Source organism: Albimonas marina, from assembly GCF_029223255.1.
Taxonomy (GTDB): Bacteria; Pseudomonadota; Alphaproteobacteria; order Rhodobacterales; family Rhodobacteraceae; genus Albimonas.
Map to the genome: position 1 here is coordinate 488,244 of NZ_JARHUC010000003.1, position 13,924 is coordinate 502,167.

At 72.1% G+C, this 13,924-nt stretch carries 14 protein-coding genes; 8 read left to right on the top strand and 6 right to left on the bottom strand.

Annotated elements, in window-relative coordinates:
• Window positions 1–66 precede the first annotated feature (66 nt).
• Window positions 67–834 (bottom strand): hydroxyacylglutathione hydrolase, encoded by a 768-nt coding sequence (gene gloB, locus P2H44_RS09845; protein ID WP_275763346.1) that lies wholly within the window; start codon window positions 832–834, stop codon window positions 67–69.
• Window positions 835–911: 77 nt separating this feature from the next.
• Between gloB and P2H44_RS09850 the strand changes: the two genes are divergently transcribed.
• Complete coding sequence (locus P2H44_RS09850; protein ID WP_345798987.1) at window positions 912–1,847, top strand: class I SAM-dependent methyltransferase; 936 nt, start codon at window positions 912–914, stop codon at window positions 1,845–1,847.
• Here the strand turns inward: P2H44_RS09850 and P2H44_RS09855 are convergent.
• Window positions 1,778–2,323, bottom strand: coding sequence for a DUF2799 domain-containing protein (locus tag P2H44_RS09855; protein WP_275763347.1), 546 nt, complete (start codon window positions 2,321–2,323; stop codon window positions 1,778–1,780). The two genes, P2H44_RS09850 and P2H44_RS09855, sit on opposite strands and share 70 nt — an antisense overlap.
• Window positions 2,324–2,575: 252 nt before the next feature.
• On the opposite strand from P2H44_RS09855, the gene P2H44_RS09860 reads away from it, so the two are divergent.
• From P2H44_RS09860 to mbfA, 3 genes are all read left to right on the top strand, one after another.
• Window positions 2,576–3,382: a crotonase/enoyl-CoA hydratase family protein gene (locus P2H44_RS09860; protein ID WP_275763348.1), complete on the top strand. Its 807-nt coding sequence runs from the start codon at window positions 2,576–2,578 to the stop codon at window positions 3,380–3,382.
• Between the two features lie 268 nt (window positions 3,383–3,650).
• Complete coding sequence (gene recA / locus P2H44_RS09865) at window positions 3,651–4,718, top strand: recombinase RecA (RefSeq protein ID WP_275763349.1); 1,068 nt, start codon at window positions 3,651–3,653, stop codon at window positions 4,716–4,718.
• A gap of 568 nt (window positions 4,719–5,286) precedes the next feature.
• Window positions 5,287–6,264, top strand: a complete 978-nt coding sequence (gene mbfA, locus P2H44_RS09870) for an iron exporter MbfA (protein WP_275763350.1) — start codon at window positions 5,287–5,289, stop codon at window positions 6,262–6,264.
• A gap of 179 nt (window positions 6,265–6,443) precedes the next feature.
• On the opposite strand, the gene P2H44_RS09875 is transcribed toward mbfA, so the two are convergent.
• Window positions 6,444–7,325 carry an FkbM family methyltransferase gene (locus P2H44_RS09875; RefSeq protein ID WP_275763351.1) on the bottom strand — a complete coding sequence of 294 codons (882 nt, stop codon included), beginning with the start codon at window positions 7,323–7,325 and terminating at the stop codon, window positions 6,444–6,446.
• A 133-nt stretch (window positions 7,326–7,458) separates the two neighbouring features.
• On the opposite strand from P2H44_RS09875, the gene P2H44_RS09880 reads away from it, so the two are divergent.
• Window positions 7,459–8,892, top strand: coding sequence for an MJ1477/TM1410 family putative glycoside hydrolase (locus P2H44_RS09880; protein ID WP_275763352.1), 1,434 nt, complete (start codon window positions 7,459–7,461; stop codon window positions 8,890–8,892).
• Window positions 8,893–8,943: 51 nt separating this feature from the next.
• Here P2H44_RS09880 and P2H44_RS09885 read toward each other — a convergent pair whose 3' ends face one another.
• Entirely contained in the window at window positions 8,944–9,339 is a 396-nt protein-coding gene (locus P2H44_RS09885; protein ID WP_275763353.1) for a DUF4870 family protein, read from the bottom strand.
• A 195-nt stretch (window positions 9,340–9,534) separates the two neighbouring features.
• Entirely contained in the window at window positions 9,535–10,746 is a 1,212-nt protein-coding gene (locus P2H44_RS09890; RefSeq protein WP_275763354.1) for an NADP-dependent isocitrate dehydrogenase, read from the bottom strand.
• 351 nt (window positions 10,747–11,097) lie between these two features.
• Here P2H44_RS09890 and P2H44_RS09895 point away from each other — a divergent pair, with 351 nt between their 5' ends.
• On the top strand, window positions 11,098–11,925 hold the full coding sequence (locus P2H44_RS09895; RefSeq protein ID WP_275763355.1) for a class I SAM-dependent methyltransferase: 828 nt from the start codon (window positions 11,098–11,100) through the stop codon (window positions 11,923–11,925).
• A gap of 58 nt (window positions 11,926–11,983) precedes the next feature.
• Here the strand turns inward: P2H44_RS09895 and P2H44_RS09900 are convergent, their stop codons facing one another.
• A complete protein-coding gene (locus P2H44_RS09900) occupies window positions 11,984–12,328 on the bottom strand; it encodes a TfoX/Sxy family protein (RefSeq protein WP_275763356.1) in 345 nt (114 codons plus the stop codon).
• A 93-nt stretch (window positions 12,329–12,421) separates the two neighbouring features.
• On the opposite strand from P2H44_RS09900, the gene P2H44_RS09905 reads away from it, so the two are divergent.
• The gene (locus tag P2H44_RS09905; protein WP_275763675.1) at window positions 12,422–12,997 is read left to right on the top strand and encodes an HD domain-containing protein; all 576 of its coding nucleotides are present in this window, start codon (window positions 12,422–12,424) and stop codon (window positions 12,995–12,997) included.
• Between the two features lie 136 nt (window positions 12,998–13,133).
• Window positions 13,134–13,916 (top strand): RNA methyltransferase, encoded by a 783-nt coding sequence (locus tag P2H44_RS09910; protein ID WP_275763357.1) that lies wholly within the window; start codon window positions 13,134–13,136, stop codon window positions 13,914–13,916.
• Window positions 13,917–13,924 lie beyond the last annotated feature (8 nt).

Sequence of the window (13,924 nt, forward strand, 5' to 3'; positions counted from 1 at the left end):
GCCGCGCGCGCCGCGCCCGGCGGCGGGCGCGCCCGTCGCGCGCCTCGCCCGCCCGCTCGAGACCGCTCAGAATTCGTCCTTCCGTTTGCGCACCTCGGCGAAGACCGCCCCGGGCTCGGCGCCCGCGAGGCCCACGTTCGCCGCGACCGAGGCCTCGGTCGCCCGCAGGAACGGGTTGGTGGCGAGCTCTTCGGCCAGCGTGACGGGGACGATCGGCTCGCCGGCCGCGTCGGCCCGGGCGATCGCCTCGATGCGGGCCTTGAGGTCGGCGTTCTCCGGCTCGATCGACATCGCGAAGCGGCCGTTGGCGGCGCCGTAGTTGTGGCCCGAGTAGACCTGGGTCTGGGGGGCGAGCGCCATCAGCTTCTTCAGGCTCTCCCACATCTGGGCGTAGGTCCCCTCGAACACCCGCCCGCAGCCGAGCGCCATCAGGCTGTCCGCGGTGAAGGCGATCTTCGCGTCCTCGAAGCAGAAGGCGATATGGCCGAGGGTGTGGCCGGAGACGTCGAGGATCTTCGCCTTCGCGGCGCCCACCTCGATCACGTCGCCCTCGTTCACCGCGACGTCCAGCGCGGGCAGGCGCTCGGCGTCCTTGGCGTGGCCGATCACCTTGGCGCCGTAGGCCGAGACCAGGTCCGGGATGCCCTGGATGTGGTCGGCGTGGTGATGGGTCACCAGGATCAGGTCCAGGCGGCCGCCCGCAGCCTCGATGGCCTTGTGCAGCGGTTCGGCGTCCGGCGCGTCGACGACGGCCCAGACGTCCTGCTCCGTCTCGTGCAGCAGATAGCCGTAGTTGTCCTGCAGACAGGGGATCACCTGGACTTCAAGCGGCATTGTAGGGCTCCGTCTCTTGCATTTCGGGCGTCGAGGCGCACCCTGCACCTAGGGCGAGGGCGGAAAAAGGGCGCGCGATGCACCTGGATGTGATCGATCTGAGGCGGTTCTACTACCGCACCCCCCTCGGGCGCGCCACCCAGCGCAGCCTGCAGGACGCGATCCGGGCCCTGTGGCCCGACGTCTCCGGCGAGACGGTGGCGGGCTTCGGCTTCGCCGCTCCCCTGCTGCGCCCCTTCCTGAAGGAGGCCGCCCGCGTCATCTGCCTGATGCCCGCCCCCCAGGGCGTATGCCGCTGGCCGCCGGAGGGGCCCAACGCCTCGGTCCTCACCGACGAGACCCACTGGCCGCTGACCGCGGGCCAGGTGGACCGGCTGATCGTGGCCCATGCGCTCGAGACCTCGGAGCGGCCCGGCGCGCTGCTCGAGGAGATGCACCGGGTGCTGGCGCCCGAGGGCAAGGCCATCGTCATCGCCCCCAACCGCACCGGAATGTGGGCGCGTTCCGACGCCACGCCCTTTGGCCACGGCCGCCCCTATTCCGCGAGCCAGCTGGAGGCGACGCTGCGCAGCCACGACTTCGCGCCGGAGCGGACCGAGGCCGCGCTCTACGGTCCGCCCTCGCACCGGCGCTACTGGCTCAAGACCCATCGGCTGTGGGAGGGAGCGGGCCGGCGCCTGGACGCGCAGCGCCTCGGCGGCGCGGTGCTGGTCGAGGCGACGCGGCGGATCTACGCCATGCCCCGCTCGGGGTTGAAGGAGAAGTCGCTGTCCCCGCTGGAGGTTCTGGAGGGGCTGGCGAAGCCCGGAGGCGTGCGCCCGGCCGCGGGCGGGGGCGCGCGTCCCGCGGGCCGGGGCCTGACCAGCCGCGAGAGCGGCGGCCGCGGCCTGGCCGAGCGGGCGGCGCAGGGGGGCAGGGCGGTGGTCCGCCCCCTCGCCTGGTCTCAGAACAGCAGCCCGATGCCCCAGGACACGCCGCTCCACCCGCCCGAGCCGACGCCCACAGACAGGTAAGGGCGCAGGCGGACCGGGGCGCGGTCGCCCTCGGCGACCTGGGCCTCGGGCTCGGGGGGCGTCTCGGCGGGCTGGGAGAGGCCCTCGGCATAGGCCGCCTGGAAGGGGCCGTTCAGCGCCGCGGGGCAGTCCAGCGTGGGGGCCACGCGCCAGCGGCCCAGCTGCGCGCCGTTCGCGGGCGAGCAGTAGGCGGCCCGCCCCTCGTCATGGCCGGCCATGTAGTCGTCCTGCGCCGCATCGGCGTCGGCGAGCCGCGGACAGCCCGACAGGCGCGCCAGCCCCGAGGTGGGGGAGCGGCCGGCCATCGCGTCCTCGACCCCCTGCCGGTTCCAGTCCACCGCGGCGCAGTCCCCGGCGGTGGGCGAGACCGCCGCGCGCTCGGCCGGGGGCGCGGAAGAGCAGGCCGCCAGCAGGCCGGCGACGATCAGGGCGAGCGGGCCGCGCCGCAGGCGCGGAAGGCGAATCGCAGTCATCATGCCTCTCTATCGCACAGCTTCGCGGCGACCGGGCGCCCGGCCGCCTGCGCTCCCACCCCGTGGGCTTGATACGCACGACCGCGCGCCGGCCGTCGCGCCGCGTCGCGCCCGGCTTCGGGCGGCGGTTCCGCGCGCCCCTGCGGCCTCGCGCCCCCGGCCGCCGCTTGCCCCTCGCGTCCGCGCTCGCCAAGGTGGCGCCCGACACGGCCGCGACCGACCGGCCGGCAGATCGTTTCGAGGAGGAGACCCCCCATGACCGAGCCCCTGGTGATCGTCACCGAGCCCGAGGACGGCGTCGTCGAGGCCGTGCTGAACCGTCCCGACAAGCTCAACGCCATCACGCCGGAGCTGATGCGCGCCATCGCCGACGCCCAGGCCAAGATCGCCGGCATGTCGGGCGTGCGCTGCGTGGTGCTGCGCGGCGAGGGCCGCGCCTTCTGCGCGGGCCTCGACAAGTCGGGCTTCGAGCGGATGAAGAACACCGGCGCAGGCTCGCTCGGCATGGACATCATGGAGCGCACCCACGGCCCGGCCAACGTCGCGCAGAACGCCTGCTGGGGCTGGCGGATGCTGGACGTGCCCGTGGTCTGCGCCCTGCAGGGCTTCGCGCTGGGCGGCGGCTTCCAGATCTGCCTCGGGGCCGACATCCGCATCGCGGCGCCCGGCACGCGCTTCTCGATCATGGAGATGAAGTGGGGCCTGGTGCCCGACATGGGCGGCATGGCCGCGATGCGCCACATCGCGCGCGGCGACGTGATCCGCAAGCTGACCTACACCGCCGAGGTGTTCGAGGCCGAGGCGGCGCTGGTCTACGGCTTCGTCACCGAGCTCGCCGAGGATCCGCTGGCCCGCGCGCGCGAACTGGCGCGCGAGATCGCGGGCAAGAGCCCCTCGGCCCTGCGCTCGGCCAAGGCGCTGCTCAACATCGCCGACGAGGAGGCCGGCGCGCTGGAGCCGCTGCTGGCCGAATCCCGCCTCCAGAAGGACCTGATCGGCAAGCCCGACCAGCTCGAGGCGATCGCGGCGGGCATGGAAGGCCGCCCCGCGCGCTACGCGTGACGCCGTTTCGCGGGGCGGCGGTTCCGGCCGCCCCGCGACTCGCCCCGCGCGCCGGGTCCGCCCGGCCGGGTTCACGCGATGCGCGCGGTGGAAACGCTTCCTTAACCCTGTCCCCCCAATTTGGCTCAAGTCGGTCCACTTAGGCCTATGTTCTTGTAAAGTTCTCGGTTAAGATCGGGGCAAAAGCAGAACATGGGCAGGCCGTCCCCGCGCGCAGCGCGGCGTCGCAGTCGACGGGACCTCGCCCGCGAGGCATATGGAGACAGGCATGGCTCAGACCACCTTCGAGCTGAACGGCAGGACCGGCATGGACAAGCAGAAAGCCCTGGAATCCGCGCTCGCCCAGATCGAGCGGAATTTCGGCAAGGGCTCCATCATGAAGCTTGGCGAACGCCAGGTGATGGACATCGAGGCGGTGTCGACGGGCTCGATCGGGCTCGACATCGCTCTGGGCATCGGCGGCCTGCCCAAGGGCCGCATCATCGAGATCTACGGGCCGGAAAGCTCGGGCAAGACCACGCTGGCGCTGCACGTCATCGCGGAAGAGCAGCGCAAGGGCGGCATCTGCGCCTTCGTCGACGCCGAGCACGCGCTCGACCCCACCTACGCCCGCAAGCTGGGCGTGGACGTGGACGAGATGCTGATCTCCCAGCCCGACGCCGGCGAGCAGGCGCTCGAGATCACCGACACGCTGGTGCGCTCGGGCGCGGTCTCGGTGGTGGTGGTCGACTCGGTCGCGGCCCTCACGCCCCGCTCGGAGCTCGAGGGCGACATGGGCGACAGCTCGGTCGGCGTTCAGGCGCGGCTGATGAGCCAGGCGATGCGCAAGCTGACCGGCTCGATCTCGCGCTCGAAGTGCATGGTGATCTTCATCAACCAGATCCGCATGAAGATCGGCGTGATGTTCGGCAGCCCCGAGACCACGACGGGCGGCAACGCGCTGAAGTTCTACTCCTCCGTGCGCCTCGACATCCGCCGCATCGGCGCGATCAAGGACCGCGACGAGGTGGTGGGCAACACGACCCGCGTGAAGGTGGTGAAGAACAAGGTCGCCCCGCCGTTCAAGCAGGTCGAGTTCGACATCATGTACGGCGAGGGCATCTCCAAGACCGGCGAGCTGATCGACCTCGGCGTGAAGGCCGGGGTGGTCGAGAAGTCCGGCTCCTGGTTCTCCTACGGCGACCAGCGGATCGGGCAGGGGCGCGAGAACGCCAAGACCTTCCTGCGCGAGAACGCGGACGTGGCCCACGAGATCGAGGACAAGATCCGCGCCGCCCACGGGCTCGACTTCGACGCCCACCCCGACGAGGGCGGCGAGGAGGTCATGGACGACTGATCCGCGCGAAAGCGCCTGGATCCCGCAGACGGGCGCCCTTCGGGGCGCCCGTTTCGGTTCCGGGGGGCGGTTCCGCGCGTCTTGGTGCGCCTGGCGCCGGGGCGCGGGCCCGGGTCCGTTGCGGGAGAGGGGACGGAGCTCGGGGGCGGGTGGAGCGAGGGGCCGCATCGGAAGCCGGTGCGTCGGGCGACTTCCGGGGTTTCGAAGCGATGAGCCCGGGCGGCTCCGAGACGGTTTTCACCTCTGCGCGCGCGTCGACCCGGAAGGGAGGCGGCCCCCGCTCGCCGGCCTCGGCTGCCAGGTTTCCGAGCACTGCCGCCGCGGCGTCTGCCTGAGGGGCGCGGGGATGACGTGCCGCGCGGTCGTTGGCCCACCGTGCCGGTTCTCGCAGCGGCTGCTTCGCCGGTGCACTCCGTTCCGCAATCGTCGATGCCACGACCGAGCGCTGACGATGCCGCCATGACGTCCCCCTGAACGACTCGGCGCGCCTCGCCCGCGACGTCACGCAACTTGCGCTCGCTCGAAACCATTTTAGAACCATTCCAAACACTGCCGCAGCGAGTCGCCGATGTTCCGCTTTCTTTCCTCCCGCAAGACCTTCGCCGACCTGGACGAGCGCCAGGTTCTGGCCCTCGCCATCTCGTCGGAGGAGGACGACTCGCGCATCTACGCCGATTTCGCCGCCCGCCTGCGCGCCGAGTTCCCCGCCACCGCCGCGATCTTCGACGACATGGCCGCCGAGGAAGACGGCCACCGCCGGCGCCTGATCGACCTGTTCCAGAAGCGCTTTCCCGGCCCGATCCCCCTGATCCGCCGCGAGCATGTCGCGGGCTACTACGCCCGCCGCCCCGTCTGGCTGACCGAGACCCTCGACATCGCCGCCATCCGCGGCGAGGCCGTGCGCATGGAGCAGGTGGCCGCGGAGTTCTACGAGCGGGCGGCCGCCCGCGCCTCCGATCCCGACCAGCGCCGCCTGCTGGGCGACCTCGCCCATGCCGAGCGGGGCCATGCGCGCACCGCCGAGGGGCTCGAGGCGACCCATGTCGACGAGGACGCCGCCGCCGCCGAGGCGGAGGCCGACCATCGCCGCTTCGTGCTGACCTGGGTGCAGCCGGGTCTGGCGGGGTTGATGGACGGCTCGGTCTCGACCCTCGCGCCGATCTTCGCCACCGCCTTCGCCACGGGCGACACGATGACGACCTTCCAGGTCGGGCTCGCCGCCTCGGTCGGCGCCGGCATCTCGATGGGCTTCACCGAGGCCGCCTCGGACGACGGCGTGATCTCGGGGCGCGGCTCGCCGGTGAAGCGCGGGATCGCGGCGGGGGTGATGACCACGCTGGGCGGCCTGGGCCATGCGCTGCCCTACCTGATCCCCGATTTCATGACCGCCACGGTCATCGCCCTGGCGCTGGTCTTCGCCGAGCTCTGGGCGATCGCCTGGATCCAGAAGCGCTGGATGCAGACCCCGTTCCTGCGCGCCGCCTTCCAGGTGGTGCTCGGCGGCGCGCTGGTGCTGGGCGCGGGGATCCTGATCGGCGAGTTCTGACCCGAGCGACGACCTCTTTCGCGAGGCCGCGAGTCGAGGGACGACCAACCCGGGTCCTGCCAGGCCGGCGGACCGGGGTCCCTCACCAGAGGCGCGACGCCCGCCCCGCGCCGCGGGCGAGCGAGGGCCACGCGCGGAACGGCCGACGCGGCGCCTCCGTCTCCGGGGCGCCGCGGCTTTCAGCTCGCGGCGGCGATGGCGAGGGGGGCGCGGCCGTGGAGCTCGCGCTCCGGACGTTCGGTGGGAAAGATCAGCAGGCCCTCGCCGCGGATCTCCCAGTCGGCGTCGCGGAAATCCTCCTGCGCCAGCAGGCCGCGCAGGGTGGCGGTGCGGCCGGGCAGGAAGTCGTGCGGCTCGATCAGGATCACGGGGCGGTGGCGCCAGAAGTCGGCCTCGGGCGTCAGCGCCTCGGCCTCGGCGCCCTCGATGTCCATCTTGATCATCACCAGCTCGGCGTCCGGACGCTCCGCCAGGAGCGCGTCGATCGTCACCGCCTCGGCCGAGACGTCGCCGGCGGGAGACTCCTCGTCGACGGCGCGGTAGGCGAAGGCGCCTTCGGCGGCGTCGATGTCTTCCGGCTGGAGACGTCCCGGCGCGCTCCACAACGCGGCGTCGCGGAAGCGGACGTTGCGCAGGCCCGTGCAGTTGCGCCGCGCCATCGCCAGGTTGCCGCGGTGAGGCTCCACGCACAGGATGTCGGCCTGCGGCCAGCGCAGCGCCGCCTGCAGCGAGAACAGGCCGACGTTGCCGCCCGCGTCGATGATCAGCGGCCGCCGTCCCGCCGCGTGGGCGCGCGCGCAGCGGCGGTCGACCGCGTCGGCCCGGTCGGGCGAGAGTTCGTATTCCCGCTGCACCACGATCTTGCGATACACCCGCAGGTCCGAGGCGCGGGCGCGCAGGCGGACGGTGCGTCCGCCGAAGGCCGGGGCGCGGATGCGCCGGCCGCGCGGCGCGAGGAAGCAGAACCCCGCATGCCATAGCGCCAGCGGGACCCCGAGCGCCCCCTTCCAGCGCATGTAGTCGGCGAGCCATCCCAGCCCGGCCGCGACCCACCTGACCATCCGCGTTCTCCTCGACGTGATTTCGCTACGTCAGGGGAGCACGAAGAGCGTAAAGATCGGCTTAATCGGTTGCCGAACCGTGACCGGACCGGCACTCGGATTTGAAACGCATTTTCAGCCGCGGGGAACGGACATGGCCGGCAATCCTTTGGCGCGCGTCGATGCGTGGCTCTATCACCTGGGCGACGTGAACGCCGCGCGGGCCGAGGCGATCGCCGCGACCGACGCCGACCTGGTGGTGACCGAATGGGCCTCCTACGCCCGCAAGGAGGCACCCTACGACGCCGGGATGCTCGACGCGATGCGCGGGGACGACGCCGACCGGCTGATCGTCTCCTACCTCTCCATCGGCGAGGCCGAGCCCTACCGCTACTACTGGAAGCAGGCGTGGGAGCGCGACGCGCCCGCATGGCTGGGCGAGGTCAACCCGGAGTGGACCGACAACATCAAGGTCAAGTACTGGAAGCCCGCCTGGCAGAAGATCGTCTTCGACTATGCCGAACGCATCGTCGAGGCGGGGTTCAACGGCCTCTATCTCGATATCGTCGACGCCTGGGAATACTGGCGGCGCAAGGGCCCGGAGGGGATCGATCATCGACAGGAGATGATCGACTTCGTCGCCCGGTTGCGCGAGGTCGTCGAGGCGAAGCTGGCCGACGTGGATCCCGACCGCGAGTTCGTGGTGATCGGTCAGAACGCGCTGACGCTGCTGCGCCAGCAGGCCTATCTCGACCAGATCGACGGCGTCGCGAAGGAGGACCTGCGCTTCTACTACGAATACGGGCGCGAGAAGACCTTCGACGCGCTGCCCAATTCGGAGACGAAATTCAGCCTCAAGCTCCTGAAGCAGGCGGAAAAGGCCGGCGTCGAGTCCTTCGTCGTCGAGTACATCCCCGAGGCCCATGAGAAGAAGGCCGCCAGGCTGCTGGCCGAGGAGGCCGCGGCTCTGAAGGACGCGGGCATCCCGCTCTACGTCGCCGAGGGGCGCGACCTCGACACGATCGCGGAGGCGCCGACGGGCGGGGGCGGCACGGGCGGCGGGGGCAAGGTCGAGCGGGGCTCGAACACGGGCGACCGCATGGTCGGCGACGGCAAGGCCGACCGGCTCGACGGGCGCGGGGGCGACGACAAGCTGCTGGGCCGGGGCGGCGACGACCGGCTGGACGGCGGCGGCGGGAACGACCTGCTGGAGGGCGAGGGCGGCGCCGACCGCCTGCGCGGGCAGGGCGGCAAGGACGAACTCTTCGGCGGCGACGGCGACGATTTCCTCTACGGCGGCGGCAAGGCCGACTGGCTCGAGGGCGGCGCCGGTCGCGACCGGCTGGACGGCGGCTCGGGCGACGACCGGCTGACCGGGGGCGCGGGCGAGGACATCTTCGTGCTGGGCGCGAAGACCCGCGGGCAGGCGCGGGACTTCACGCCGGGCGAGGACCGGATCGAGGCCTCGGGCGAGGCCGAGCTGCGCGAGGTCCGCAAGGGCGTGATGGTCGAGAGCGACGGCGGCGGCCGGCTGCTGCTGCGCGGGCTGGGCCTGGGCGAGCTGGACGCCGACACGCTGTTCGTCTGAGCGTTTCGCAGGGGCGGCGCCGGGCCGCCCCCCGCGAGGCGCAGGCTCGGATCAGGCGGTGAAGCCGAAGCCGTCGGGATCGGCGACCGGCTGGGATTCCAGCGCCTTCAGCAGGCCGGTGATGAACCGCGCCAGCGCCCAGACCCCCCAGACCGCCATCACCAGCCAGCCGACCAGCAGCAGCGTGAGCAGCGCGCCGGCGGTGATCGCCACGAAGCCGATCCAGAAGGAGCGGATCTGGAAGGCGAAATGGCCGGCCTCGGCCTCGCCGACCGAGCCGCGCTTGGCGTAGGCCACGATCACGCCCGCGAGCGCGCAGAGCGGGACGAAGAAGCCCACCAGGTAGAGCACGTAGACCAGCTTCACCGCGTCCCAGCCGCCGAGGCCGGAGGACTTTCCGGCGGGCTCGGGCTCGGGCGCGCGGGCGGGGCTGTCGAGATCGGTCATCGGGACCTCCTGCTGCGATGGTTCGGGCCGAACGTGGGAGGGGATTGCGGCTGGCGGATGACGGGCGGGCGGCGCGCCGAGGGCCATCCTGGGGGCCATCGCGGGGGCTCGGCCCGGAGCCGGCGGAGGGCGCGGACGAAAAACGGCCCGCGGATCGCTCCGCGGGCCGTCGAGATCAGGCCGAAGCCCGAGAGATCAGGCGAGGGCCTTGTTGAGGTTCTCGTCGACCTTCTCGAGGAAGCCCATCGTGGTCAGCCACTTCTGGTCGGGGCCGACCAGCAGGGCGAGGTCCTTGGTCATGAAGCCGCTCTCGACCGTGTCGACCACGCACTTCTCGAGCGCGGTGGCGAAGGTCATCAGCTGGTCGTTGCCGTCCAGCGTGGCGCGGTGCTTCAGGCCGCCGGTCCAGGCGAAGATCGAGGCGATGGAGTTGGTCGAGGTCTCCTTGCCCGCCTGGTGCTGACGGTAGTGGCGGGTCACGGTGCCGTGCGCGGCCTCGGCCTCGACGACCTTCCCGTCGGGCGTCATCAGCTGCGAGGTCATCAGGCCCAGCGAGCCGAAGCCCTGGGCCACGGTGTCGGACTGCACGTCGCCGTCGTAGTTCTTGCAGGCCCAGACGTAGCCGCCGGACCACTTCATGGCGCAGGCCACCATGTCGTCGATCAGGCGATGCTCGTAGGTGATGCCGGCCTTCTTGAACTTGTCGGCGAACTCCTCGTCGAAGACCTCCTGGAACAGGTCCTTGAAGCGGCCGTCATAGGCCTTGAGGATGGTGTTCTTGGTCGACAGGTACACCGGCCAGCCGCGGGCGAGGCCGTAGTTCATCGAGGCGCGGGCGAAGTCGCGGATCGAGTCGTCGAGGTTGTACATCGCCATGGTCACGCCGGCGCCGGGGGCCTGGAAGACCTCGTGCTCGATCGTCTCGCCGTCCTCGCCGACGAACTTGATCGTCAGCTTGCCCGCGCCGGGGAAGCGGAAGTCGGTGGCGCGGTACTGGTCGCCGAAGGCGTGACGGCCGACCACGATCGGCTGGGTCCAGCCGGGGACGAGGCGCGGCACGTTCTTGCAGATGATCGGCTCGCGGAAGATCACGCCGCCCAGGATGTTGCGGATCGTCCCGTTGGGCGAGCGCCACATCTTCTTGAGGCCGAACTCCTCGACGCGCTGCTCGTCGGGGGTGATCGTGGCGCACTTCACGCCGACGCCGACCTCCTTGATCTTGTTCGCGGCGTCGATGGTGATCTGGTCGTCGGTGCGGTCCCGCTCCTCGATGCCGAGGTCGTAGTAGAGCAGGTCCACGTCCAGGTAGGGCAGGATCAGCTTCTTCTTGATGAAGTCCCAGATGATCCGGGTCATCTCGTCGCCGTCGAGCTCCACGACGGGATTTTCGACCTTGATCTTGCTCATGCGGCTCTCCATTGGCCTCGGGCCGGTCGGTGTGCGGGGCCGCGGCGCAGACGCATGGGGGCGCCGGCCGCGGGGGTCGAACGGTATGCAGCGGGATACAAAGGCCCCGCACGGATGGCAAGCGCCCGCGTGAGCGCGGCGCACGGCGGCGTCGCGACCTGACGCCGCGACCGCTGGGGACGCTAGCACTTCGGGGCCCGTCGGGGCGAGGGGCGCGGGACGGGGCGAGCGGAGATTCTTCGTCGAATTCGCCCCCCGCGCCGCCGCCTCCGGGCGCCGTCCCGCCCCTGCGCTTGCAGCCCCGGCGGGCGGGCCCTAGGGAGGGTGCGAAGCGACGAAGGGGGAGAGGCGATGGCCGGCCGCGCGTTCAGGCGCCTGCGCATGGGGCTCGAGACGGTGACGGGCCTGCGCCGCCAGGGGTTCTTCGTGCCCTACCGCTACGCCGGCTCGGTCCGCGCGCCCGAGGGCTATCCGGCGATGGAGCGGCTGCTGGCCGCCGAGACGCCGGCGCTGGAGGAGATGCTGGACGCCATCGACGGGCTGGCCGAGGCGCTGGCCGCGCTCGGCGGCCCCGCGCCGCAGCCGCGGTGGGAGCAGGACTGGTTCCCCCGGCTCGACGGCGCGGCGGCCTATGCGCTGGCGCGCGGCGCCCCGCCCGCGCGGATCGTCGAGGTGGGCTCGGGCCACTCCACCCGCTTCCTCGCCCGGGCGCTGGCGGATGCGGGGGCGCGGGCCGAGCAGGTCTGCATCGACCCCGCCCCCCGCGCGGCCCTGCTGGACCTTCCCGTCACCTGGCGGCGAGAGCTGCTGTCGCCCGCGCACATGCCGCTGTTCGAGGCGCTCGAGGCCGGGGACATGGCGGTCTTCGACAGCTCCCACCTGCTGATGCCGGGCACGGACGTGGACCTGATCCTGAGCGAGATCCTGCCGCGCCTCGAGCCCGGCGTGCGGGTGCATGTGCATGACGTGTTCCTGCCCGACGGCTATCCGGCGGACTGGGAATGGCGGGGGTATTCGGAGCAGAACGGCCTCGCGCCCTGGCTCCTGTCGGGCGCCTACCGCCCGATCCACGCCAGCCGCTATGCGCTGACCCGCCTGGGCGCGGCGGAGCGGCCGGGCATCCGCGACCTGCCGTGGACCGGCGCGCCCGAGAGCAGCCTGTGGATGGTGCGCACGTAGGGCGCGGTTCGATGCGCCATGCTGCGCACATCGGCGCGGCGGCGCATTGAAATGCGCCCTACTTGGGGGGCAGGCCGGCCACGAACGCCGCGGCCATGGCGACCAGCGGGCGCAGGCGCTCGGGGTCGGCGGCGGCCTCGGGCGTCAGCTTCACGAAGCCCGACATCGGGCGGCCGCGCATCGTCATCGGCGAGACGCCGGGCAGGGCGAGCGCCTCGGCCTCGGCCCGCGGCCCCACCCGCATCAGCGCGCCCCCGCCCATCGCCGCGCCCGAGGCGCCGCCCAGCATGAGGCCGCGCACCATGAAGCACAGGCCGCCGAACATCGTCTTCTCGACCGTCTCGGCGGCGAGCGGGCCCAGCGCCTCCCGGATCCTCTGCGCCACGCGCTCGTCCCAGGCCATGGGGTCCTCCCGCTCTGCGTGCCCTGACCACTCGCTTCGTAAACCATCCTGCTGCATAACGCGGCCGCGATGAAGCAGGAGACCGCCATGTCGATGGACGAGACCGACCGCCGCCTCGCCTTCCTCTCGGAGGCCGCGCGCCTGCGCGAGGTGGAGCGCGCGAGCCGCATCCCCACGGGGCGGCGCGAGAACTCGGCCGAGCATTCCTGGCACCTGGCGCTCCACGCCATGACCCTGGTCGAGGAGGCGCCCGAGGGCGTCAGCGTCGACCGGGTGATCCGGATGCTGCTGATCCACGACCTGGTGGAGATCGACGTGGGCGACGTCCCCCTGCACGGCGCGCAGCCCGCGAACCACGACGCCGCCGAGGACGCGGCCGCCCAGCGGATCTTCGGCCTGCTGCCCGGCCGCCAGGGCGAGACGTTGCTGGCCCTGTGGCGGGAGTTCGAGGCGGCGCAGAGCCCCGACGCCCGCTTCGCCAAGGCGCTGGACCGGATGCAGCCGGTGCTGCTGAACCTCGAGACCGGGGGCGGCACCTGGCCCGAGTTCGAGGTGAGCGAGAAACAGGTGATGGACCGCTGCGGCCCCCCGATCGAGCGCGGCGCGCCCCGCCTGTGGCCGCGGCTGCGCGACCGGGTGCGGGCGCATTTCGCGGCCCTCGCCGGCTGAGGCTCCCGCCGCGGCCCCCTTGCCCTGCGCTCCGCGCAAGGGCAAACCGCGCGCGACGAGGCGCGGGCGATCCGCGCCCGGCGGCGCGGCGCCCCTCGCCCCCGCCCCCACCTGCGTGCGGAAAGGACCCGATCCGATGAGCGGAACCGACGCCAGCCGCCAGGCGGTGACCGAGGCCGAGCAGCCCGTCTTCGTGCTGGTGCGCCCCCAGCTGGGCGAGAACATCGGCGCGGCCTGCCGGGCGATGTGGAACTTCGGCCTCGACCAGCTGCGCCTGGCCGCGCCCCGCGACGGCTGGCCCAACCCCAAGGCGGTGGCCATGGCCTCGGGCGCGAGCCACGTGCTGGAGCGCGCCACGGTCCACGACGACCAGGCCGGCGCCATCGCGGACCTGGAATACGTCTACGCCACCACCGCCCGCCCGCGGGAGCTGACCAAGACCGTCTTCACCCCCGCCGCGGCGATGGAGGACGCCTTGGCCCGCATCCGGGCGGGTCAGAAGGTGGGCGTTCTGTTCGGGCCGGAGCGCACCGGCCTCGAAACCGCGGACGTCGCGCGGGCGCAGGCCATCATCTCGGTCCCTGCCAACCCCGTTTTCGCCTCATTGAACCTCGCGCAATGCGTGCTGCTGACCGCTTACGAGTGGCGCCGGCAAGCCACGGAAGCCCCTGCGGCAAGGTTCGATCCGGGGAAACTCGGCCTCGCGGACCGCGAGTCGGTCGACCGCGTGCTGCAGCGCCTGGAGGACGAGCTGGAAGGAGCGAATTTCTTTTTTCCGTCCGAAAAGGGCCCGACGATGCGCTTGAACATCCGCAATCTTTTCTCTCGAGCGCCGCTGACCGATCAGGACGTCCGCACGCTCCACGGGATCATCCGCACGCTGGCCGAAGGGCCCAAGCGACGGCGGCCGAGATCGTAGGAGCGCGC

Excerpts from the sequence above, each read along its gene's own strand:
- gloB (WP_275763346.1), bottom strand. The coding sequence starts at position 834 with ATGCCGCTTGAAGTCCAGGTGATCCCCTGTCTGCAGGACAACTACGGC.
- P2H44_RS09850 (WP_345798987.1), top strand. The coding sequence starts at position 912 with ATGCACCTGGATGTGATCGATCTGAGGCGGTTCTACTACCGCACCCCC.
- P2H44_RS09855 (WP_275763347.1), bottom strand. The coding sequence starts at position 2,323 with ATGATGACTGCGATTCGCCTTCCGCGCCTGCGGCGCGGCCCGCTCGCC.
- P2H44_RS09860 (WP_275763348.1), top strand. The coding sequence starts at position 2,576 with ATGACCGAGCCCCTGGTGATCGTCACCGAGCCCGAGGACGGCGTCGTC.
- recA (WP_275763349.1), top strand. The coding sequence starts at position 3,651 with ATGGCTCAGACCACCTTCGAGCTGAACGGCAGGACCGGCATGGACAAG.
- mbfA (WP_275763350.1), top strand. The coding sequence starts at position 5,287 with ATGTTCCGCTTTCTTTCCTCCCGCAAGACCTTCGCCGACCTGGACGAG.
- P2H44_RS09875 (WP_275763351.1), bottom strand. The coding sequence starts at position 7,325 with ATGGTCAGGTGGGTCGCGGCCGGGCTGGGATGGCTCGCCGACTACATG.
- P2H44_RS09880 (WP_275763352.1), top strand. The coding sequence starts at position 7,459 with ATGGCCGGCAATCCTTTGGCGCGCGTCGATGCGTGGCTCTATCACCTG.
- P2H44_RS09885 (WP_275763353.1), bottom strand. The coding sequence starts at position 9,339 with ATGACCGATCTCGACAGCCCCGCCCGCGCGCCCGAGCCCGAGCCCGCC.
- P2H44_RS09890 (WP_275763354.1), bottom strand. The coding sequence starts at position 10,746 with ATGAGCAAGATCAAGGTCGAAAATCCCGTCGTGGAGCTCGACGGCGAC.
- P2H44_RS09895 (WP_275763355.1), top strand. The coding sequence starts at position 11,098 with ATGGCCGGCCGCGCGTTCAGGCGCCTGCGCATGGGGCTCGAGACGGTG.
- P2H44_RS09900 (WP_275763356.1), bottom strand. The coding sequence starts at position 12,328 with ATGGCCTGGGACGAGCGCGTGGCGCAGAGGATCCGGGAGGCGCTGGGC.
- P2H44_RS09905 (WP_275763675.1), top strand. The coding sequence starts at position 12,422 with ATGGACGAGACCGACCGCCGCCTCGCCTTCCTCTCGGAGGCCGCGCGC.
- P2H44_RS09910 (WP_275763357.1), top strand. The coding sequence starts at position 13,134 with ATGAGCGGAACCGACGCCAGCCGCCAGGCGGTGACCGAGGCCGAGCAG.